Annotated in this window: 19 protein-coding genes; 7 read left to right on the top strand and 12 right to left on the bottom strand. The window is 49.6% G+C overall.

The window, feature by feature from the left end; all coding sequences use genetic code 11:
* The first annotated feature begins 28 nt into the window (after positions 1 to 28).
* The 7 genes from D0Y50_RS14625 (at position 29) to D0Y50_RS14655 (ending at position 5,761) form a co-directional block, all read left to right on the top strand.
* Entirely contained in the window at positions 29 to 475 is a 447-nt protein-coding gene (locus D0Y50_RS14625) for a pilin (RefSeq protein ID WP_117317626.1), read from the top strand.
* A gap of 59 nt (positions 476 to 534) precedes the next feature.
* Positions 535 to 1,743: a type II secretion system F family protein gene (locus tag D0Y50_RS14630; protein ID WP_117317628.1), complete on the top strand. Its 1,209-nt coding sequence runs from the start codon at positions 535 to 537 to the stop codon at positions 1,741 to 1,743.
* Positions 1,744 to 2,144: 401 nt separating this feature from the next.
* Positions 2,145 to 3,110, top strand: coding sequence for a prepilin peptidase (locus D0Y50_RS14635; RefSeq protein WP_117317630.1), 966 nt, complete (start codon positions 2,145 to 2,147; stop codon positions 3,108 to 3,110).
* The gene (gene coaE, locus D0Y50_RS14640; protein WP_117317632.1) at positions 3,107 to 3,709 is read left to right on the top strand and encodes a dephospho-CoA kinase; all 603 of its coding nucleotides are present in this window, start codon (positions 3,107 to 3,109) and stop codon (positions 3,707 to 3,709) included. The genes D0Y50_RS14635 and coaE overlap by 4 nt, the downstream gene beginning before the upstream one ends.
* A gap of 69 nt (positions 3,710 to 3,778) precedes the next feature.
* Entirely contained in the window at positions 3,779 to 4,531 is a 753-nt protein-coding gene (gene zapD, locus D0Y50_RS14645) for a cell division protein ZapD (protein WP_108567554.1), read from the top strand.
* 120 nt (positions 4,532 to 4,651) lie between these two features.
* Positions 4,652 to 4,885: a DNA gyrase inhibitor YacG gene (yacG, locus tag D0Y50_RS14650; RefSeq protein ID WP_108567553.1), complete on the top strand. Its 234-nt coding sequence runs from the start codon at positions 4,652 to 4,654 to the stop codon at positions 4,883 to 4,885.
* 9 nt (positions 4,886 to 4,894) lie between these two features.
* The gene (locus D0Y50_RS14655; protein WP_117317634.1) at positions 4,895 to 5,761 is read left to right on the top strand and encodes an aspartoacylase; all 867 of its coding nucleotides are present in this window, start codon (positions 4,895 to 4,897) and stop codon (positions 5,759 to 5,761) included.
* A gap of 251 nt (positions 5,762 to 6,012) precedes the next feature.
* Here the strand turns inward: D0Y50_RS14655 and mutT are convergent, their stop codons facing one another.
* From mutT to murD, 12 genes are all read right to left on the bottom strand, one after another.
* A complete protein-coding gene (gene mutT / locus D0Y50_RS14660; RefSeq protein ID WP_108567551.1) occupies positions 6,013 to 6,414 on the bottom strand; it encodes an 8-oxo-dGTP diphosphatase MutT in 402 nt (133 codons plus the stop codon).
* Complete coding sequence (gene secA, locus D0Y50_RS14665; protein WP_117317636.1) at positions 6,414 to 9,122, bottom strand: preprotein translocase subunit SecA; 2,709 nt, start codon at positions 9,120 to 9,122, stop codon at positions 6,414 to 6,416. The genes mutT and secA overlap by 1 nt, the downstream gene beginning before the upstream one ends.
* Positions 9,123 to 9,275: 153 nt before the next feature.
* Positions 9,276 to 10,151, bottom strand: coding sequence for a M23 family metallopeptidase (locus tag D0Y50_RS14670; RefSeq protein ID WP_108567549.1), 876 nt, complete (start codon positions 10,149 to 10,151; stop codon positions 9,276 to 9,278).
* Between the two features lie 201 nt (positions 10,152 to 10,352).
* Positions 10,353 to 11,264, bottom strand: a complete 912-nt coding sequence (gene lpxC, locus D0Y50_RS14675; protein ID WP_108567548.1) for a UDP-3-O-acyl-N-acetylglucosamine deacetylase — start codon at positions 11,262 to 11,264, stop codon at positions 10,353 to 10,355.
* A gap of 149 nt (positions 11,265 to 11,413) precedes the next feature.
* On the bottom strand, positions 11,414 to 12,580 hold the full coding sequence (ftsZ, locus tag D0Y50_RS14680) for a cell division protein FtsZ (protein ID WP_108567547.1): 1,167 nt from the start codon (positions 12,578 to 12,580) through the stop codon (positions 11,414 to 11,416).
* Between the two features lie 110 nt (positions 12,581 to 12,690).
* Entirely contained in the window at positions 12,691 to 13,920 is a 1,230-nt protein-coding gene (ftsA, locus tag D0Y50_RS14685; protein WP_108567546.1) for a cell division protein FtsA, read from the bottom strand.
* A 19-nt stretch (positions 13,921 to 13,939) separates the two neighbouring features.
* Entirely contained in the window at positions 13,940 to 14,668 is a 729-nt protein-coding gene (locus D0Y50_RS14690) for a cell division protein FtsQ/DivIB (RefSeq protein ID WP_108567545.1), read from the bottom strand.
* 19 nt (positions 14,669 to 14,687) lie between these two features.
* Positions 14,688 to 15,629 (bottom strand): D-alanine--D-alanine ligase, encoded by a 942-nt coding sequence (locus D0Y50_RS14695; RefSeq protein WP_108567544.1) that lies wholly within the window; start codon positions 15,627 to 15,629, stop codon positions 14,688 to 14,690.
* Positions 15,629 to 17,074: a UDP-N-acetylmuramate--L-alanine ligase gene (murC, locus tag D0Y50_RS14700; RefSeq protein WP_108567543.1), complete on the bottom strand. Its 1,446-nt coding sequence runs from the start codon at positions 17,072 to 17,074 to the stop codon at positions 15,629 to 15,631. Before murC ends, D0Y50_RS14695 begins: the two co-directional genes overlap by 1 nt.
* Complete coding sequence (gene murG, locus D0Y50_RS14705; protein WP_108567542.1) at positions 17,074 to 18,147, bottom strand: undecaprenyldiphospho-muramoylpentapeptide beta-N-acetylglucosaminyltransferase; 1,074 nt, start codon at positions 18,145 to 18,147, stop codon at positions 17,074 to 17,076. The genes murC and murG overlap by 1 nt, the downstream gene beginning before the upstream one ends.
* Positions 18,140 to 19,492, bottom strand: coding sequence for a cell division protein FtsW (gene ftsW / locus D0Y50_RS14710; protein WP_117317638.1), 1,353 nt, complete (start codon positions 19,490 to 19,492; stop codon positions 18,140 to 18,142). The genes murG and ftsW overlap by 8 nt, the downstream gene beginning before the upstream one ends.
* A complete protein-coding gene (murD, locus tag D0Y50_RS14715) occupies positions 19,486 to 20,796 on the bottom strand; it encodes a UDP-N-acetylmuramoyl-L-alanine--D-glutamate ligase (RefSeq protein WP_108567540.1) in 1,311 nt (436 codons plus the stop codon). The genes ftsW and murD overlap by 7 nt, the downstream gene beginning before the upstream one ends.
* Between the last annotated feature and the right edge of the window lies 1 nt (position 20,797).

Consider the following 20,797-nt stretch of genomic DNA (forward strand, 5'->3'; position numbering starts at 1 on the left):
GCGTCCTATACGCACCCGGAGAACAACGATGAAACAATTTAGCCCTGCAAAAAAACAAGACGGTTTTACTCTGATCGAACTGATGATCGTAGTTGCGATTATCGGCATTCTGGCGGCCGTGGCCTTGCCTGCGTATCAGAACTATACGAAGAAAGCACGTTTCTCTGAAGTAATTATGGCTACTCAGGCCCATAAAACAGCAATTGAAGTTTGTGCACAGACTGAAAATACACTTGCGGCGGACTCATGCGGTGCGGGTAAAGGTGGTGTTCCTGCAGATGTAGAGGACCCTTCAGCCTTGGTTAAATCTGTTAAATGGGCTTCTGCGTCAGCAACTGAAGGTACGATTTCAGTTGTTCCTAAGGGTACTCTCGATGCAGCGTATACCTACGATCTTAAAGGTACATTAGCAAATGGCGTAATTACTTGGGCCGAGACCTGTGGCGCACCAAGTGGTGAAGCAGCTCTTTGTTAAGACATTGACTATAAAAACCCAGCAATAGCTGGGTTTTTTCGTTCTTCAGAGTATAGATTATGTCAAAAACTGCAGCTGTATTTGATTGGCAAGGAAAAGACCGTCATGGTAGTAGCCGTAAAGGAGAAATTTCTGCCTTAAGCCTGGCAGAAGCCAAAAATCTGCTGCGTCGCCAGGGCATTTCTGCCAATAAAGTTAAAAAACAGCAAAAATCCTTATTCGGCGGCGGTAAAAAAATCAACGCGGCCGATATTTCAGTGCTGACCCGCCAGATTGCTACGATGCTGGGCGCCGGCGTGACCATATTACAGTCGCTGCAAATGATAGCCCAGGGCCATGGCAAGCCGGCAATGCGTAAATTACTGAACAGCATTGCTGATGATGTCAGCGCGGGTACCCCGTTATCTAACTCCTTACGTAAACACCCCCTGTACTTTGATGATTTGTATTGCGACCTGGTGCATACCGGGGAGCAGTCGGGTTCGCTGGAAACCATTTTTGACCGGCTGGCAACCTACAAAGAAAAAGCCGAAGCCCTTAAAAGTAAAATCAAAAAAGCCATGTTCTACCCTATTGCGGTAGTCGTAGTGGCATTTATTGTTACTACAATATTGCTAATATTTGTGGTGCCCCAGTTTGAAGAAATCTTTTCAAGTTTTGGCGCCGAATTACCCGCGTTTACCCAGTTTGTACTGGCCATATCCCGGGGTATGCAGGATTACGGCATATTTGTGGCAATAGGTATTGCTGCGTTTATCTTTTTGTTTGTTCGGGCTCATCGCAAATCAAAAAAATTACGTGACAATGTAGACAAGCTGACCTTAAAACTGCCGGTAATTGGCGAAATACTGAAAAAAGCCGCTATTGCCCGGTTTACCCGTACCCTGTCTACCACCTTTTCGGCCGGGGTACCGCTGATTGGCGCGCTGGACTCTGCTGCCGGGGCTTCCGGTAATGCGGTGTATCGCGATGCCATCTTATTTATTAAAAAAGAAGTAGCGGGCGGTATGCAAATGAACACCGCCATGCGCGCCACCAATGTATTTCCGGATATGGTGAACCAAATGGTGGCAATCGGCGAAGAGTCAGGTGCGGTTGATGAAATGCTAAGCAAGGTCGCCACCATTTATGAAGCAGAAGTAGATGATATGGTAGACGGCCTCACCAGCCTGCTCGAGCCAATGATTATGTCTGTGCTGGGCGTGGTAATAGGCGGCTTAATTGTGGCCATGTATTTGCCTATATTCCAAATGGGTAATGTGGTTTAGCCAAACCGTACGCGGCTGTATAACTTGCTATCTCTGTGCTCTATAAGTGCTCTATAAGTGCTATGTAACTGCTATATATCCTTCGGGCAAAGACGCCAGAAACCCGATATGCGCAAAGTGCGCTAACAGTGTGGCTGGCTTCATACGCTGCTTGCTTCATACGCCGATGACCCACACAGTGTTAACGTTGGCTTTATTTAATCTGGCTTTATTTGCGAGCGCGATGTTTGCGGGAGCGAGGGTTGTAAAAGCTATGGTTGCGAGAGCGCTGGTGGAAGTGAATTGGCTTAAAAACAGCGCACGCGACAACGCCCCTTTAACATAGCCTTGATTGTGCTGGTGCAGTGGCGCTGGCACACTTACTATTTGTAAAACGACAATAATAATGCTGCTATAAAATCATGAATGCCTTAATTGAATTGTGCTACGCCAGCCCCGTGTTTTATTTAGGCCTGGTATTTGTTGTTAGCCTGCTGGTCGGCAGCTTTTTAAATGTGGTGGTATACCGCCTGCCCATTATAATGGAGCGGGAATTTAAAGCTGACTTCGAAGCTTATTTTGCAGCCCAACCTGTTAACACGTCTGCGTCCTCTTCTGCGGTAACGCCGGGCTCAGCCGCAAGTACAACGGCTTCTGACGAAATACCCACGCCTGCTATGGCCGCATCAAATAATAGCGAACCGTTCAATTTAATTAAGCCTGATAGTACCTGCCCGGGTTGCGGACACCGCATTCGCGCCTGGGAAAATATACCGGTTATTAGCTATCTTATGCTTAAGGGCCGCTGCGCCGGCTGTAAAACCGCTATTTCCCTACGCTACCCATTAGTAGAGCTAGCCACTGCCTTACTTTGTACCTGGGTGGCCTGGCATTTTGGGGTAAGCGTCCAGGCCATGGTAGCTATAGTGATATGTTGGTTTATTATTCCGCTGCTGCTTATTGACCTGGATAAAATGCTCTTACCCGACCAGCTTACCCTGCCCCTGCTGTGGTTAGGTTTACTGGTCAGTACCCAACAGGTATTTGTTGATTCCACCACCGCCATTATTGGGGCCACAGCAGGCTATTTGAGTTTATGGTCGGTGTACTGGCTGTTCAAACTGGCTACCGGTAAAGAAGGCATGGGCTATGGCGATTTTAAACTGCTGGCGGCATTAGGCGCTTTTGTTGGCTGGCAAGGGCTACCAGTAATTATTATCTTATCCTCTTTGGTGGGCGCCATTGTCGGTATAGCCCTCATGCTTATCCAGCGTAAAGACACCAACCTGGCGATTCCGTTTGGCCCTTACCTGGCCGTTGCAGGTTTACTTACCCTACTGTATAAACAGCCTATTATAGATGCCTATCTGAACTGGGTTTTATTATGAGTATGGTGGTGGGGCTAACCGGGGGTATTGGCAGTGGTAAAACGGCGGTAAGCGACGCTTTTGCCGCGCTCGGTGTACCGGTTATCGACGCTGATATTGTAGCGCGTGAAGTCGTCGCGGCAGGCTCCCCCGCGCTGGCAAACATAGTCAGCCACTTCGGCGAGCACATATTAACCCCGTCCGGCGAGCTAGACCGGGCCGCCCTGCGCGCTCGGGTATTTAATAACGAAACCGAAAAAGCCTGGCTAAATAACCTCACCCACCCCGCTATCCGCGAGCAAATGCTTAGCCAGATAGCCGCAGCCGATTATCCCTACTGTATTTTAGCAGTGCCGTTACTTATTGAGAATAAACTCACGGCAATGTGCCAACGCGTACTGGTGGTGGATTGCCCTGAAGCATTACAATTGAAACGCGCCATGCGGCGCGATGGCAGCGACGAAGAGTTAATTAAAAATATTATGCGCGCCCAGGCATCACGTACGCAGAGAAAACAATGCGCTGACGATATCATTGATAACAGTGGTGAATTGTCGGCTATTGCTAACCAGGTCGCCCTGTTACATAAACAGTATCTGGCCTTGAGCAAGGCACCATAAAGCCGTTTTACTTGAAATTTTTGTGTTTTTACGTTTTAGTGCTTAAAAGTAGCTATAACGAGGAAATACATGTCTGACACCGTTTACGAATTTCCACTCAAAGAAAAAGTGCGAAATTACCTGCGCATTGAACAGTTAATCGCGCAATTAAAAAGCGGCGCTTCAGCTCCTTCTGCTCAACTGCAAATGTATTTTTTCGACCAGTTGTTTACCTTGCTGGATTTGTTCGAACGCATTGATATTCGCACTGACATTGTGAAGGATCTGGATGCCCATGAAAAAAATCTGGTGTATTGGTCTCAGCACCCCAATATAGATAGCAGCGCGCTGGAAAACACCTTGCGTTCAATCGTCAATTTGCGTGACAAACTCAAAAGCTGCAAAAAATTTGGTACCGAGCTTAAAGAGGACAAATTTTTAAGTGCTATCCGCCAACGATTTGCGATCCCCGGGGGCGCATGCAGTTTTGATTTACCAAACCTGCATTACTGGCTGGGTCAGCCAGGCGAAAGCCGTCAGGACACGATGAAAAGCTGGATGCTCACCTTGGTGAATGTCGAAGAAGCCATTGCGATTTGTTTGTCGTTTTTGCGCGAACGCGGTCAGTTTCGCGCCCTCAATGCCACCAATGGCTTTTATCAGGGCGTAGCCGAAGATAAAAACGAACTTATCCGGGTTCGCTGCACTGTTGATGAAGGCTATTATCCAAACTTAAGCGGCAACAAATACCGTTATGCTCTGCGCTTTATGTGGTTCACCCCTGAACCAGGAAAGAGTAGCTCAGTGGATGACGATATTAGTTTTTCGTTGGCGGCTTGCTGATAAGCAGCCCTTAGCCCGGCTGTATTAAGGGTTACTACGCCAAATTACGTTTCGTGTAACCCATACCGGCCGCCCAAAATAACGACTCCCGTCTTATATTCTTGTTACAGGACGACCAACATGATTGTGAAATGCCCCATTTGCGCTAAGTCAGTAGAGTGGTCTGCTGAACTTAGCCCATATCGCCCATTTTGTTCCAAAAAATGTCAGTTAACTGACCTTGGTGAGTGGGCCAGTGAGGAACGTACTATACCGGCGGCTAAACAGTCACCGGACGCCAGCCCTGATGCTGTGGATATTGAAGAAATTGAAGCCATGCTCAGCCAGCAACCTGACGATTTCTTTAAACATTAAGGAATAACTATGATTCAGTCTGTAGCCATTGTGGGTGGCACCCATGGCAATGAAACCAGTGGCATTCAATTATTACGCAACTGGCAAAAGTGGGGTATCCCAGCACAATACGGCGAATTATCGGTTGCGTGTATGCTGGCTAATGATGCCGCAATACAAGCCAATGTGCGCTTTATGGATGAAGATCTTAACCGGCAGTTCACCCCGGCGCGGTTGTCGAATGAGTCGGCAGCAAAAGAAGCCGTACTGGCCCGCCAACTTAACCAGCAGTTAGGCCCTAAAGGGCAGTCAAAAACTGACTTGGTTATTGATATTCACAATACGACCAGTGCTATGGGTGCCACGCTTATTATCCTCAGCGCAGATGAATTTCATGTGCAGATGGCACGCTATGTCAAACAGCATATGCCCGAAGCTAATATTTTGCTGGAAGACGAAAAGCCGGTCAGCGAGCATGGCTATTTATGTACTACCGGTAAACGTGGCGTGATGATTGAGGTAGGCGGCCAACCCCAAGGCGTGCTTAAAGAAGAGGTATACCAACTTACTGAGGCGCTCGCTCATGTCCTGTTAGGCTTTTGTCTGGCCTATAACAAAGGTAAAACCGCGACATTGCCGGAGTGTGAGGTATACCGGTTGGGCCATGAAGTGTCATTTCCATTGGAAGACAATGGCCAGCGTAGTGCGATGATTCACCATAAGCTACAAGATGCTGACTTTGCGCCGCTGCTGGCCGGTCAACCTGTTTTTAAGTGCTTTGATGGCAGTGAGATAGTATGGGAAGGCGAGTCGCCTACCTATCCGCACTTTATTAATGAAGCAGCATATGCCAGATTACATGTGGCCTTTGCTACCGCCAGCCTGGTAACCCTATAAGCACTGTAGCCCTGTTTTGATAGTTTATTTACCTTTATAACCCCCTTAACCTGCAAGGGCTTAAGGTAACAAAACGCAGCGCTAGCTAAGCTACCGGATGGTTCGCCTACCCACCATTTGCTAATAAAAAAGACCAGCCGCTTGGCTGGTCTTTTTTAGGTAATTAGCGCCTGCGCGCTTACTACCAGACATATTTAAAATGTGTTTATCGCAACGTACATGCTAATACCCCGCACCGGCTGTGTACTGCGTTATACCGCCAACCAATCTGATTGCTGCAGCTTTTCCACAATAAGGGCATTCGCCGCGGGAAACTGTGAGCTTTGCAATGCGTCAATGGCTACCCACCGTCCTTGTTGCTGCTCGCGACCATACGGTTCATTGCTAAAGTCATCAATAATATGGATATCCAGGGTCACCTGTTTATCTCCATAGTCATGCTCAATCCGCATAAACGCCGTAGAGTGCTTTACTTCAATGCCTATTTCTTCATCAAGTTCACGCTTGAGCGCAGCGAAGGTGGTTTCACCGGCTTCCACCTTTCCGCCCGGAAATTCCCATTTGCCGCCCTGATGCTTATCATCAGGGCGTAGGGTAATAAAAGTTTGGCCCTGGCGAAGCACAATGCCCACGGCTACCAGCACATGTTGCATTAGCTCAACTTACCGTGGCACTGCTTGTACTTTTTACCCGAGCCACAAGGGCATGGGTCATTGCGGCCTACTTTGGGGCCATCACGTAAAGCGGTTTGTACCCGACCCTCGCGAGGTTCTGGTTCGGGTGTGGTTTCTTCGTGCTCAAAATTCTTTGGCACATCATCCGCCTGACGGCGCTGTTCTTCCACTTTTTCCACATCAGATTCTTCTTTCACCTGAACGCGACTCAGTACGGTAATCACTTCCAGTTTCAATGCTTCCAGCATTTGGGAAAACAGCTCAAAAGACTCGCGTTTGTATTCTTGCTTAGGGTTCTTCTGCGCATAACCGCGCAAATGGATCCCCTGACGCAAATGGTCCATCGCCGCCAAATGCTCTTTCCAGTGACTGTCCAGATTTTGTAGCATCACGGCCTTTTCAAACTGCCGTAATACTTGTTCACCCACCGCTTCTTCTTTCGCTTTATAGGCGCTTTCCACTTCTTCTAAAATACGCTCTCGCAGCTTTTCTTCATACAGCTTGTCGTCATTATCAAGCCATTCCTGCAAGGGTAAATCTACAGCAAAGTCAGCTTTCAGACGTTCCTGTAAGCCGTTGACATCCCACATTTCTTCCAGCGACTGAGGGGCGATGTATTCATCTACTACACCGGTAACCACATCCTGGCGAATAACCTGAATAGTCTCGCTGATATCCCCTTCGTCCAGCAGTTCGTTACGCTGCTCGTAAATCACTTTACGCTGGTCGTTAGCCACATCATCGTATTCCAGTAACTGTTTACGAATGTCAAAGTTACGTCCCTCAACCTTACGCTGTGCATTTTCGATGGCGCGGGAGACCCATGGGTGTTCAATTGCTTCACCGCGTTCCATACCAAGACGCTTCATCATGCCGGCCATTTTTTCGGAGGCGAAAATACGCATCAACGCATCGTCCAGCGATAAATAGAAACGGCTTGAACCGGCATCACCCTGACGGCCTGAGCGGCCCCGTAACTGGTTATCTATACGACGTGACTCATGACGCTCAGTACCTATGATATGCAAGCCACCGGCTTCCAGGACCGCATCGTGACGCTGTTTCCATTCTGTTTTGATTTTCTCTATTTGCGCCTCGGTAGGCGACTCAAGTTTCTCTACTTCCGCCTGCCAGCTGCCACCCAACACAATATCGGTACCCCGACCGGCCATGTTGGTCGCAATGGTTACTGCGCCCGGACGCCCCGCATCAGAGATAATGTCTGCTTCCTGAGCGTGGAATTTGGCGTTTAACACCTTATGCTTGATATTTTCCTTTTTCAGGATTCGCGACAATAGTTCAGAGTTTTCAATCGACACCGTTCCTACTAAGGTAGGCTGACCACGTTTAACGCATTCTTTGATATCTGCCACAATCGCTTCGTACTTTTCCTCTACGGTCATGTATATCAGGTCAGCCATATCCTTACGCACCATAGGCTTGTTAGTGGGAATAACCACTGTTTCCAGGCCATAGATATGATTGAACTCGAAGGCTTCGGTGTCGGCCGTGCCCGTCATCCCTGACAGCTTGTTAAACAAACGGAAGTAATTCTGGAAAGTAATGGAGGCCAGGGTCTGGTTTTCATTCTGAATTTTCACCCCTTCTTTGGCCTCGACAGCCTGGTGTAACCCTTCTGACCAGCGACGACCGTCCATGGTACGGCCGGTGTGTTCGTCAACGATAACGATTTGGTCATCTTTGATGATGTAATCGACATCTTTCTGGAAAAGTTTATGGGCTCGCAGGGCGGCATTAATATGATGCAGTAACGAGATATTGCCAGCATCAAACAGCGACTCACCTTCTGGCAAAATACCCTGGCGATGCAATATTTCCTCAACATGCAACTGACCATGTTCAGTCAGATGAATTTGTTTGCCTTTTTCATCAACGGTATAGTCGCCATCGCCGTGGGCGCCTTCTTCATCTTCTTTTTCCTGCTGTACCAACTCAGGAATAACCGTATTTATACTGCGATACAGCTCAGAACTGTCTTCTGCTGCGCCCGATATAATCAGCGGGGTCCGGGCTTCGTCAATTAAGATGGAGTCAACTTCATCCACCACAGCGAAGTTAAGTTCACGTTGCACACGGTCTTGCGGGCTGAAGGCCATGTTATCGCGTAGGTAATCAAAACCAAATTCATTGTTCGTGCCGTAGGTAATGTCAGCCTGATATGCTTCACGCTTCATTTGTGGCGGGATACCCGGCACGTTACAGCCTACTGTCATGCCTAAATAAGCAAACAGCTGACGCGCCCAGTCAGCGTCCCGTCGCGCCAGATAATCGTTCACTGTCACCACGTGTACGCCTTTACCAGAAAGCGCGTTTAAGTAGGTGGGTAACGTCGCGGTTAAGGTTTTACCTTCACCGGTACGCATTTCAGCAATGTGGCCCTGGTGCAATACCTGCCCACCCAGCATTTGCACGTCAAAGTGACGCATGCCGTATACCCGTTTACTGGCTTCACGGACGGTAGCAAAAGCTTCTATGAGTAAATCGTCAAGCTTAGCGCCATCAGCTATGCGTTTTCTGAATTCTTCCGTTTTGGCTTTCAGCTGTTCATCAGAAAGCGCCTCAAATTCCTTTTCCAGACCGTTAATGGCATCGACAGATTTTTTTAATTTTTTTATTAGTCGGTCATTTCGGCTACCGAACACTTTTCTCAGGACGCTTGAAAACATTACGTTGCTATTTCCACTACTGATAAGGCAGCCAAACGAGGGCCTGCACCTTTGGTTTAGAAAAATGACACCCCAGTGATAATCACTGTACTGGTCACCCTAACATCTTATTCCGTACTGACTGTTATTGTTAACAGACGCCGGGGTTTCTTATCAATTGCGGGTAAAGGGGAGAGGATCTACCGGTTGGCCGTTTCTTATTACTTCATAGTGCACATGTGCGCCTGTAGACCTGCCAGTATTTCCCATCAGGGCAATAGCCTGGCCTTTAGTGACTACATCGCCTATTGCAACCTCGATGGACTGATTATGCCCATAACGGGTGATATACCCGTCTTTGTGCTCAATCTCAACCAGGTTGCCATAGCCATGGCGATCGCCTGCCCAGGTAACAATACCTGCGGCGGTGGCAACCACCTCGTCCCCAGCCGAACCAGCAAAATCCAGTCCTTTGTGCATCGCGGGGGTTCCGGTAAATGGATCTGCGCGCATACCGTAATAAGAAGACAACCATCCAGACTCTATCGGCCTTCCCGACAATTGGCTTTGTTGATGGATATGGTGCCCGGATACCAGACTTTCAAGCATAGCGATTTGGCGGGCTTTATCGTCCAACGATACCTGCACTGCCTGCATCTGTTCCAGTAAGGGTTCATTATCCATCGGTTGCGAATCGGTATCTGAAATAAAGACGTCTAAATCTTGCGCCTTCATCCCTAATTGTTCTGCAATTTGTTTTCCCCGGCTGTCTAGCCCGGACAGCTGTGCATTCAGCTGAGCAAGTTGTGTAATAAGCACCTGTAACTGAGCCTGGGTACCCGCTTTTAGCTCAGCCAGTTCTGCGTTATCAGCCTCATTAGCCTGCTGTGCCAGCGCAATGCGGGCGAGGTCTTCATTGACCGAATCAGTAGAACGGCTGGATACCAGCATAAATAAAGACGACAGCACCGTTAAGCTGACCAGTGTGCGCACACTAAAGGTGCGTCGGTAGCGTAACGTTTTGCCGGTGATATTTATGGTTAGTCTCATTTCACAACTCTTGGAAAAATCGAGCATTAGTGTACCGCCGTTCCGGGCAATGGACAAATAGGATTGGTATTTTGATCTATACCGGTTTGTTACGTACACCCTGCAATGGTTATTTAGGCACCACTATGGCAGTAGATTGTATACTATCAGACACAAAAAAGCCGCCAGATAGGATGGCGGCTTTTAGTCTAATTTATGGGTTTACGCCAGCACAGGCTCTGCATAACGAATAGGAACTTCTTCCTGATTGTCATAGGTAACAAATTCCCATGCATCGGCCGTGGCTAATACCTGGTTCAATAGTTTGTTATTCAAACCATGACCCGTTTTATAAGCGCGCAACTCACCGACAATACTGTGGCCACCCAAATACAAATCGCCAACAGCATCCAGAATTTTATGCTTCAGGAATTCGTCATCATAACGCAAACCTTCAGGGTTCAAGATTCTAAACTCATCCAGCGCTACTGCATTTTCCATGCTTGCACCTAAGGCCAGGTTATTCGCGTTCATGTATTCCACATCACGCATAAAACCAAAGGTACGGGCACGGCTGACTTCGTTTACATACGAGCAGCTGTCAAAGTCCATCACCATCTTCTGACGCGTCTGGCTGATCACCGGGTGATCAAAATCAATCTCAAAATCAACCCGGAAACCATCATGAGGTAGTAATTCGGCCCATTTATCGCCGTCTTCTACGCGAACCGGTTTTTTAATTCGGATAAAGCGTTTAGGCGCATTTAGCTCGTCAATACCGGCGGATTGTAACAGGAAAATAAACGGGCTTGCGCTACCATCCATGATAGGCAGCTCATTGCTGTCTACTTCAACAATAATATTGTCGATACCCAGCCCTGCCAGTGCCGAAGCCAAATGCTCAACGGTATGAATGCTCACCCCGTCTTCGTTGTTAACACACGTACACAACACGGTGTTACCCACGGCATTTGCACGCGCAGGAATATCCACAAATGGGTCCAGGTCAATACGCCGAAACACAATTCCTGTGTTCGCAGGCGCAGGCCGGAGAGTCATTGTGACCTTTTCCCCTTTGTGCAAACCGATACCAGTTTCCTGAACCGGACGTTTGATTGTACGTTGCTTAATCATCTTATGCTTTTACCTATTCAAAAAGCGGTCGCATATTATACAGGCATACCTTACCTGTGTCAAAAACTTACATTTTCGACAGAACAGCGCTGATGCCATAGGGTTATGACATCAGCAATGCGCCACAATTCCCTAAACCCGTTGAACTATCAGTCCGCCTGCTTGCGCAGGAAAGCTGGTATGTCCAGATATTCCAGGTCATTGTTAGGCTGTACATCATCATCAGCTTTAAGCGCCTGGTTGCCATCTGTGCCGCCTACACTTGAGCGGCTCTCACTTGAGTGATTACCACCAAACTCGCGGGCAGAGGCTGACAAGCGTGAACCTTCTGAGCTAACCAAAGAAATGTCTGGCTTCTTCTCAGCGCCAATACCTGTTGCGACCACAGTTACACGCAATTCGTCGGTCATGTCCATATCGATAACGGTACCCACTACAACAGTGGCGTTTTCGCTGGCAAATGCTTTAACAGCATTACCGACAGTCTCAAACTCATCTATTGCAAAATCAGGGCCAGCTGTAATATTCACCAGAATACCACGGGCACCCGACAGGTCGATATCTTCCAGGAGCGGGCTGGCAATCGCCGACTCTGCCGCTTCTTCAGCACGGTCCGGACCACTGGCGGCACCGGAACCCATCATGGCTTTACCCATTTCAGACATCACGGTACGTACGTCAGCAAAGTCAACGTTGATAAGGCCTGGACGGGTAATTAGCTCAGCAATACCCTGTACTGCGCCACGCAGCACATCGTTAGCTGCACTGAAGGCTTGTAGTAATGGGGTACCTGGACCCATAACTTTAAGCAGTTTTTCATTCGGGATGGTGATTAACGAGTCCACGTTATTCGCCAGCTCAATGATCCCCTGCTCAGCAAATGTTGTGCGTTTTTTACCTTCGAATGGGAAAGGTTTAGTCACTACCGCGACGGTCAGTATACCCATCTCACGCGCAATTTTAGCAACCTCAGGTGCAGCGCCGGTACCCGTACCACCACCCATACCAGCGGTAATAAATACCATATCCGCGCCATCTAGCGACTGGCGGATGGTTTCGCGGTCTTCCTGCGCAGCGTCACGCCCCACGTTTGGATCGGCACCTGCTCCCAGGCCTTTGGTTACACTGGAACCAATTTGCAAGGTGACATCAGCGCTGGAACTACGCAGTACCTGTGCATCAGTGTTGATAGCGATAAATTCGACACCTTCAATGCTATGAGACACCATGTGCTCAACTGCATTACCACCGCCGCCGCCAACGCCGATGACTTTAATTACGGCTTCTTCGCCGTGACTATCCATTAATTCAAACATACTTACTCTCCGGTTGTACGTCTTCAACACTAAGCCAGGACATTTTCAGCAGGTTACATGCTTCCCTGATAACCCCTATGTTCCAGCCTTAGCGCCCCCAAAATAAAAAATTAAAATTCACCTTTGAACCAGCTTTGCACCCGATTGATAAAGCTTTCAACCGGTTTATGCTTACTGATTTTTTTATTCTCTGACTGCATCTTGCCGTATTGCAGAAGACCTACAACAGTGGCAAATCCTGCATCATCAGTATATTCAGATAAGCCTTTAATATTGATTGGCTTACCTACGCGCACTGGCATCTGGAACAACTCTTCGGCAAACTCGACCGCCCCTTCCATCTTGGCTGTACCACCGGTCAGGACAAGCCCCGCCGCAATTTGCTCTTCCAGGCCACTGGCACGAATTTCATCGTGAACCAGCTCAAACAGTTCCTGATAACGAGGTTCAATGACCTCTGCCAACGTATGCCGGGACATCGCCCGTGCTGGCCGGCCACCCACACTGGGCACCTCAATGTTATCTTCCATGCTCACCATGTCTTTCAGTGCGCATGCATAATTCACTTTTATCTCTTCAGCATTGCTGATGGGCGTGCGAAATATTTTCGCTATATCACTGGTAATCTGATTACCTGCTACCGGGATCACCGCGGTATGCCGGATCGCCCCATCTGTATAAATGACGATATCCATGGTGCCGCCACCGATGTCGACTACACAGACGCCGAGTTCTTTTTCATCGTCGGTCAGAACCGCGTAGCTCGATGCCAGGGCTGAGAAAATCAGTTGATCGGCACTGAGCTCACAACGTTCGATACATTTGGTCAGGTTTTTCGCCATATCGTCAGCACAAGTGATGATGTGCGCATCGGCTTCCATTCTTACCCCTGACATGCCAATTGGGTTCTTTATCCCTTCCTGCACATCAATGGTGTACTCCTGCGGCAGCACATGCAGCAGCCGACGTTCAGCCGCAATGGGTACTGACCGGGCGGCGTGAATAACATTATCCACATCTTCCTGCGTAACTTCCTGGTTGTTGATGGGCACCATGCCATTTTCATTTTGACATTTAACATGGCGCCCGGAGATTGACATAAACACCGAAGACACTCGGCAGTCGGCCATTAGCTCCATTTCATTCACGGCATTTTGCACCGACTTGACTACCAGGTTCAGGTCGTTAACCCCGCCTTTGTCCATGCCTTTAGCCACGTGTGTACCTACACCAACAATGCTGATCGAGCTATCATTGAGCACTTCGCCTACCACGGCTTTCACCTGACTGGTACCGATATCAAGGCCGACGATCAAATTGCGTTCAGCGGGTTTCGACATAGTAATTTAAACTCTCTCACTAACTCTGTTTGTTATCGTCGTCTTGCCAGCCTACGGCAAACCCAGTGTCATAACGAAGGTCGACGTACCTGACTGGCTTTTCTTCTTTGGTCAGCAGCGGGAATACATCGATAAACCGCTGCAACCTGTCAATAAATTCCTGACGACCCAAATTCAATTCAATGCCGTTAGTCAACTGCATCTGCCACGCAAAGCGTTCGCTCAGCGACAACTCGGCAATCGCCATAGAGGATGTCGCTAACAACGATTTCATGGCGTTGTAACCTTCCAGAGCGGTTTTTTCACTGCCGCCCGGACCGAACAATTTCGGTAACGCCAGCTCATCTGCGCTGGCTTCGAAGGTATCGCCATACGGGTTTAGCAGCATGTCATCATTCCACTGCGCTACCGGTTGTTGCTCTACCAGATAAATTTTCAGCTTATTCGGCCACTGTTTACGCACCGAGGCCCGGTACACCCAAGGCTGGGCTTCTACCAGCACAAAAACTTCATTTACATCCAGCTCAAAAAAACTGCCTGGCTGGCTTTGTCGAATTAATCGTTCCAGGCGGGCGACATTCACATGGGCAAAGTCGCCCGAAAAGTCTACTACCTGAACCGGCATACGCTGTTCATCTTTGAGCCAGTCGCGCACCACCAGCGCCCCATACACCAGACTGCCAATAACACTGAGCAAAAACACCAGTCCGGCGGCCAAACGGGCCTGTTCGCGTGTGAGTACCTGCATTGGCTCGTTATATTCCTCGTTACGCGGTCATACTGGTTGCCAGTATCGACAACGTCAGGGCATCAAAATCTATCCCGGCAACCTTCGCGGCCTTGGGTACCAGGCTTTTCTCTGTCATGCCCGGCACAGTGTTTGACTCCAGCAGGAAAAACCGGCCAGCGTCGTCGCGCATTACGTCAATACGCCCCCAGCCACTGCCGGATAACGCATGAAATGCCTGACTAGCCAAAGCGGCCAGTTCAGCTTCATCTTGTTCAGCTAAGCCACTGGGGCAAAAATATTCGGTCGTATCGTCCTGGTATTTTGCTGCATAATCGTAAAATGTATGAGGGGTAGACATGCGAATTGACGGTAAGGCTTTACCCTGCAGCAACGCTACCGTAAATTCCGGGCCATCAATGAACTGCTCTAACAGGACCTGATTATCGTAATTAAACGCGTCCAGAATGGCAGTTTCGAGTTGTTCAGCGCTTGTCACTTTTGCCATACCAATACTTGACCCTTCCCGGGCCGGTTTGACCATGACTTTATTCCCCAATTTTTCCATTATAGCGCTGCATGATCCAGCTTCAAAGCCTGATTTATCAGCTATTTGGTATTTCGCCGTGGGTAGCCCTACACTTTCCCAAATTTGCTTACTGTGAATCTTGTCCATGGCCAGTGCAGAACCCAAAACGCCACTGCCGGTATAGGGTATTTTTAGCTGCTGTAAGGCACCCTGCATAGAGCCATCTTCGCCGCCTCGGCCATGCAGCATTATTAACACTCTATCAATATTTTCTTTTATTAAATCAGTTAGTTGCCGCTTCGCGGGATCAAAGGCGATAGCGTCTATACCCTGGCGTTGCAGGCTGGTAAGTACCGCTGTACCGGAACGTAAAGACACTTCTCGTTCGGCTGATTCGCCACCAAGCAGGACGGCGACCCGACCGAAATCACTTGCCTGATATTGTTTATTCATTATTTATTCTCATCCAAAATATTTTTTGGTTCCAACCGTATCGCTGCCAGTTCTTTTGCAATTTGCCCAATATTTCCGGCCCCTTGAGTCATTATGACATCCTGATCCTGCATCAGGTTCGCCAGAATTCCCTGCAAATTTTCCTTATCACCTACATATACCGGTTCACGTTGGCCGCGGACCCGCATCGAACGACACAACGATTTGCTGTCAGCCCCTTCAATCGGTTGTTCACTGGCCGCATACACATCCAGCATCAGCAATACATCAACCTGCGACAATACCTCGACAAAATCTTCATACAAATCACGCGTACGGCTAAAGCGATGCGGCTGATAAATCATCACCAACCGGCGATCAGGCCAGTTTGCTCTGGCAGCGGCAATTGTAGCGGCAACTTCGGTAGGATGATGACCGTAGTCGTCTACCAGGGTCAGCTCCCCTACCGAGGTAGTGAAGTCGCCCAACACTTCAAACCGGCGTCCGATACCGCCAAATTCGGCCAGTGCTTTTACGATAGCCCCGTCCTCTACCCCTTCATCGGTGGCGACCGCGATAGCAGCCAGCGCATTTAACACATTATGGCGGCCGGTTAGATTCAGCGTAACCTGAAGGGCCGGTTGCTGGGGGCGGGATACCGTAAAGCGGGCCTGGCCAAACCCTAATTCCACATCGGTTGCCCGAAAATCGTTATGCTCGGCGAATCCGTAAGTTAAAATACTGCGGCCGATACGCGGCCGGATAGCCTGTATATTCGCGTCGTCGCCACATAATATTGCCTGACCATAAAATGGCAGATTATGCAGAAAGTCGACGTAGGTATCTTTCATCCGGTTGAAGTCACCGTCGTAAGTATCCATGTGATCGGCTTCGATATTGGTGACCACGGAGACCATCGGTTGCAAATGCAAAAATGAAGCATCGCTTTCATCGGCCTCAGCAATGAGGTAACGGCTTTTCCCTAGACGGGCATTGGTGCCTGCGCTGTTTAGTAAGCCACCAATAATAAAGGTAGGATCGTGCTCGCCTTCAGCAAAGATGGTTGCAATTAAACTGGTCGTAGTGGTTTTACCATGGGTTCCGGCAATGGCTATTCCATGCCGAAAACGCATCAGCTCAGATAGCATTTCTGCCCGGCGAATAATGGGTACCCGATTTTCCCGGGCATACATGACTTCCGGGTTAGCCTCGTTAATAGCGCTGGATACCACCACCACATCGGCGCCTTTGACATTGTCGGCCGCATGGCCAATAAATACATTCGCGCCCAGCTCGCTTAACCGGTCGGTCATTGGCCCTGGCTGTTGGTCTGAACCGGCAATTAAATAGCCTTCATTAAGCAGCACTTCAGCAATGCCGCCCATTCCGGCGCCGCCAATACCAATAAAAAAGATTGTCCGTACTTTCCGCATTTGCGGGCTTTGGAACGGCGTTTCAAACACCATTATGCCGTCTCTCCCAGCAGCGCTTCACACTGCTTTACTACATTGTTGGTTGCCTCAGGTACCGCATGTTTACGGGCCCGCTGGCCCATTTCTAAACAGCGCTGAGGGTTATCTATCCAGGTTTGCACCACACCGGGTAAGGCTTGGGCAAGCTGATTTTGCGCAATCAGCACCGCAGCATCTGCCTGAACTAACGCCTGGGCATTTTTGGTTTGATGATCATCTACCGCATGAGGCAAAGGCACAAATACCGCGGTTAAACCCGCCGCCGCCACTTCGCACACCGTTAGCGCTCCGGCACGGCAGATAATGACATCTGCCCAGGCGTAGGCTGCGGCCATATCATCAATAAATTCGGTGACCTGCCACTGACACCGTGCTGGTTCATAAGCATCGGTTAATGCTACCTGATGCCCTTTACCACTTTGGTGCCAAACCGATAACTGCGGGTGCGTTTTCAATACTTCGGGCACCGCCTTGTTAAGCGGCACTGAACCTAGACTGCCACCTACCACCAAAACATTTAGCGGTAAGTGAATACTCGCTTTTTGCGGCAATTGGGCAATCTCGTGACGAATGGGATTACCGACCGTAACACACCGGGCGGCAGCCTGGCCAAATTGCGTTTGCGCCTCGCTAAAGCCAAGCAAAATCTTACGTGCTATCCGGCCCAATAGTTTGTTAGTCATGCCTATTGCAGCATTTTGTTCATGGATTATCAGGGGTATCCGTAAGCTATATGCTGCCGCTCCGCCCGGCCCACTTGCATAACCGCCAAAGCCCAGCACCATATCGGGCTGTAATGTCTTAAGCAGTGAACGGGCGTGCCATAAACTGCTGGCTAAAGCAGTAAGGCCCTGCAAACGGGCTTTCATACCTTTACCCCGTAAGCCTTTAACGGGTAAAAAATGGATAGGGAAACCATGTGCAGGCACCACCTGAGCCTCCATACGTTCAGCGGTACCTAACCATTGCACGTCCCAGCCCAGCTCACGCAGCGCCTGGGCTACCGCTAATGCTGGAAACACATGTCCGCCAGTACCACCGGCCATTATCAAACAGCGCTTAGTCATGGCGGGCCTCCTGCTCGACATTCTCAAGCACTTCTCGAAGCTGTTGTTTGTCTGCAGCTGGCTGGCCGGCGGCCGTGGAGGTGGCTTTGGACGTTGATGTCGGGCGCGTATCAGCGGGGCCTTTTGCCGGGCCTTTAAGTCGGCGTGGTTTGTCACCCCGATCCAGGGCCTGTACGCCATCTACCCGCAATTCAAAATCAATGCGTAACAATAACGCAATGGTGATCATGGTCACTATTAAGCTGGTGCCGCCATAACTGATAAGCGGTAATGTCAGCCCTTTGGTGGGCAGTATGCCCACGCTGGCACCAATATTCACCGCGGTCTGGAAGCTTAGCCAAATCCCGATAGCGTACGCCAGATAACCCTCAAACGGCCGGTGCCGGGCAATAGCCTGGTTGCCTATTTTAAGGGCGCGAATAACCAGGAAAAAAATTAGTCCCAGGACCGCCAGTACGCCAGCAAACCCCAGCTCTTCAGCCAGAATAGCCATGATAAAATCTGAATGGGCCTGGGTAAGAAACTCCAGCTTTTGATAGCTGTTACCCAGCCCCTGACCAAACCAGCTGCCCCGCCCATACGCCATTAAAGATTGGGTTAACTGATAACCGCTACCGAAAGGATCGGCCCATGGGTCCAAAAATGAAGTGACCCGGCGCATTCTGTACTCTTCGAACACAATCAGTGAAACCACCGCCGCCAAGCCGACAAATACCACGCCAAAAAATTGCCATAGCGGCGCACCCGCTAAAAACAACAGCCCCATGGTAGTGGTCAGCATAACCACCACGGTGCCAAAGTCGGGTTGTAACAACAACATGGTTGCCAGTACAAACAGCACCACCAGAGGTTTCACAAAGCCTTTCAGATTTTCCGTTACCTCTTCATAGCGGCGCACCAGGTACCCGGCCAGGTAGGTAAAAAAGAACAACTTGGCAGGCTCGGCGGGCTGTAACGTCATCGGCCCGATAACAATCCACCGGGTGCTACCATTGATGCTGCGCCCCACTACCAATACAGCAAGTAGTAATGCGATAGCCAGTAGCAGCAGATAGGGGTTAGTGACCCGCCAAAAATGCATAGGCACCTGCATTACCCCGGCCGCCACCGTCAGCGCTATTAACAGATAGGCGCCATGGCGAATCGAAAAATAAAACGGGCTGGCATATTCGCGTTCCGCCACTGGCATAGATGCCGAAGTAACCACAATAAGACCAATTGACATCAAGGCCAGGGCCACCAGCACCAACGACAGATCGTAGGCGCGCTGACTGGTAGGTGCGCTACTGCCATCATGGCGAGCGCTGAAAATATCGCTTAATTTTGCACTGGCACCGGCTAGCATGAGACCGCTCCGGTAATCGCCTGCGCGAATGCCTGCGCACGATGCTCGTAATTTTTAAACATATCCAGGCTGGCACAAGCTGGCGACAATAATACGGTATCACCCGGCGCCGCCAAACGGCGCGCCGCTGCTACCGCCTGAGACATTGAACTGGTTTGTTCAGCGCCCGCTTTTAGCGCGGCTATCGCAGGCCCGTCACGGCCTAAAGTAATCAGAGCATCAACATAGTCGGACAAATAAGGCTGTAACGCCGTTACATCTGCGCCTTTAGCATCGCCACCGGCAATAAGTATCAACTTACCCGTTCGCTGGCGTCCTAACCCTTCAATAGCGGCAATCGTTGCACCAACATTGGTGGCTTTAGAGTCGTCTATCCAGGTAATACCCCCGGCCTGGCTAACCGGTACACAACGGTGGGCCACCGAAGCAAAACTGTATACCGCCTGGGCAGCTACTGCAGGGGTAACGCCGGCAATAATTGCCAGCCCCAGGGCCGCCTGAATATTGAGGATATTATGCGCCCCCATAAGTTGAACTTTGGTTGTATCCACCAGCGGTTCGCCTTGCCAGGTAATCCAGTTGTCAGTGAGCCCAAAGTCAGTAGCAGAATGTTGCAGCCCAAATTCGCTGATACTTACCGCTAACGGCAACGGATAGGTTAATTGCTGATCCCGCCAGGCCAGCGCATGGTCAGCGTGGTTATATATCCGCTGTTTTGCTTCAGCATACGCCGCCAGCGTTTTATGCCGGTCCAGGTGGTCATCGCTGACATTTAAAATGGTTGCGCCAGCCAGCGCTAAGTGACTAGTGGTTTCAAGCTGAAAACTGGATAACTCCAGCACAATAATATCAAGCGGCTGGTTTAGGGTATCTACTGCCGGGGTGCCAACATTACCCGCAGCTGCGCTGCGTAAACCGGCCTCAGACAGAATGTGGTGAGTTAACAGAGTTACCGTAGTTTTACCGTTGGATCCAGTCACACCCAGCACCGGCACTTGGTTGAAGCGGGCGAATAATTCTATTTCACCCAGGATTTCTATATCTCGTTCCCGGACCGGCGCCAGCAGCGGATTATCCAATGCAATGCCCGGGCTTAACACCAGCATATCCACCGTATCCCAAAAACCGGCGGGCGGCTGGCCTAATGTCACTGGCACGCCTATTTCAGAATCCAGCGTTAACTGTTCACGGGTATCCCACGCACTGACCTGCGCACGCTGACTGGCTAAAAAACGCAAACAGGCGCGGCCACTGATCCCAAGACCAGCAACAACAATGCGTTTAGTTGATAAATCCGTCAACATT

The sequence above is a fragment of the Salinimonas sediminis genome, assembly GCF_003429285.1.
Classification (GTDB): Bacteria; Pseudomonadota; Gammaproteobacteria; order Enterobacterales; family Alteromonadaceae; genus Alteromonas; species Alteromonas indica.

Excerpts from the sequence above, each read along its gene's own strand:
- D0Y50_RS14625 (WP_117317626.1), top strand. The coding sequence starts at position 29 with ATGAAACAATTTAGCCCTGCAAAAAAACAAGACGGTTTTACTCTGATC.
- D0Y50_RS14630 (WP_117317628.1), top strand. The coding sequence starts at position 535 with ATGTCAAAAACTGCAGCTGTATTTGATTGGCAAGGAAAAGACCGTCAT.
- D0Y50_RS14635 (WP_117317630.1), top strand. The coding sequence starts at position 2,145 with ATGAATGCCTTAATTGAATTGTGCTACGCCAGCCCCGTGTTTTATTTA.
- coaE (WP_117317632.1), top strand. The coding sequence starts at position 3,107 with ATGAGTATGGTGGTGGGGCTAACCGGGGGTATTGGCAGTGGTAAAACG.
- zapD (WP_108567554.1), top strand. The coding sequence starts at position 3,779 with ATGTCTGACACCGTTTACGAATTTCCACTCAAAGAAAAAGTGCGAAAT.
- yacG (WP_108567553.1), top strand. The coding sequence starts at position 4,652 with ATGATTGTGAAATGCCCCATTTGCGCTAAGTCAGTAGAGTGGTCTGCT.
- D0Y50_RS14655 (WP_117317634.1), top strand. The coding sequence starts at position 4,895 with ATGATTCAGTCTGTAGCCATTGTGGGTGGCACCCATGGCAATGAAACC.
- mutT (WP_108567551.1), bottom strand. The coding sequence starts at position 6,414 with ATGCAACATGTGCTGGTAGCCGTGGGCATTGTGCTTCGCCAGGGCCAA.
- secA (WP_117317636.1), bottom strand. The coding sequence starts at position 9,122 with ATGTTTTCAAGCGTCCTGAGAAAAGTGTTCGGTAGCCGAAATGACCGA.
- D0Y50_RS14670 (WP_108567549.1), bottom strand. The coding sequence starts at position 10,151 with ATGAGACTAACCATAAATATCACCGGCAAAACGTTACGCTACCGACGC.
- lpxC (WP_108567548.1), bottom strand. The coding sequence starts at position 11,264 with ATGATTAAGCAACGTACAATCAAACGTCCGGTTCAGGAAACTGGTATC.
- ftsZ (WP_108567547.1), bottom strand. The coding sequence starts at position 12,580 with ATGTTTGAATTAATGGATAGTCACGGCGAAGAAGCCGTAATTAAAGTC.
- ftsA (WP_108567546.1), bottom strand. The coding sequence starts at position 13,920 with ATGTCGAAACCCGCTGAACGCAATTTGATCGTCGGCCTTGATATCGGT.
- D0Y50_RS14690 (WP_108567545.1), bottom strand. The coding sequence starts at position 14,668 with ATGCAGGTACTCACACGCGAACAGGCCCGTTTGGCCGCCGGACTGGTG.
- D0Y50_RS14695 (WP_108567544.1), bottom strand. The coding sequence starts at position 15,629 with ATGAATAAACAATATCAGGCAAGTGATTTCGGTCGGGTCGCCGTCCTG.
- murC (WP_108567543.1), bottom strand. The coding sequence starts at position 17,074 with ATGGTGTTTGAAACGCCGTTCCAAAGCCCGCAAATGCGGAAAGTACGG.
- murG (WP_108567542.1), bottom strand. The coding sequence starts at position 18,147 with ATGACTAAGCGCTGTTTGATAATGGCCGGTGGTACTGGCGGACATGTG.
- ftsW (WP_117317638.1), bottom strand. The coding sequence starts at position 19,492 with ATGCTAGCCGGTGCCAGTGCAAAATTAAGCGATATTTTCAGCGCTCGC.
- murD (WP_108567540.1), bottom strand. The coding sequence starts at position 20,796 with ATGTTGACGGATTTATCAACTAAACGCATTGTTGTTGCTGGTCTTGGG.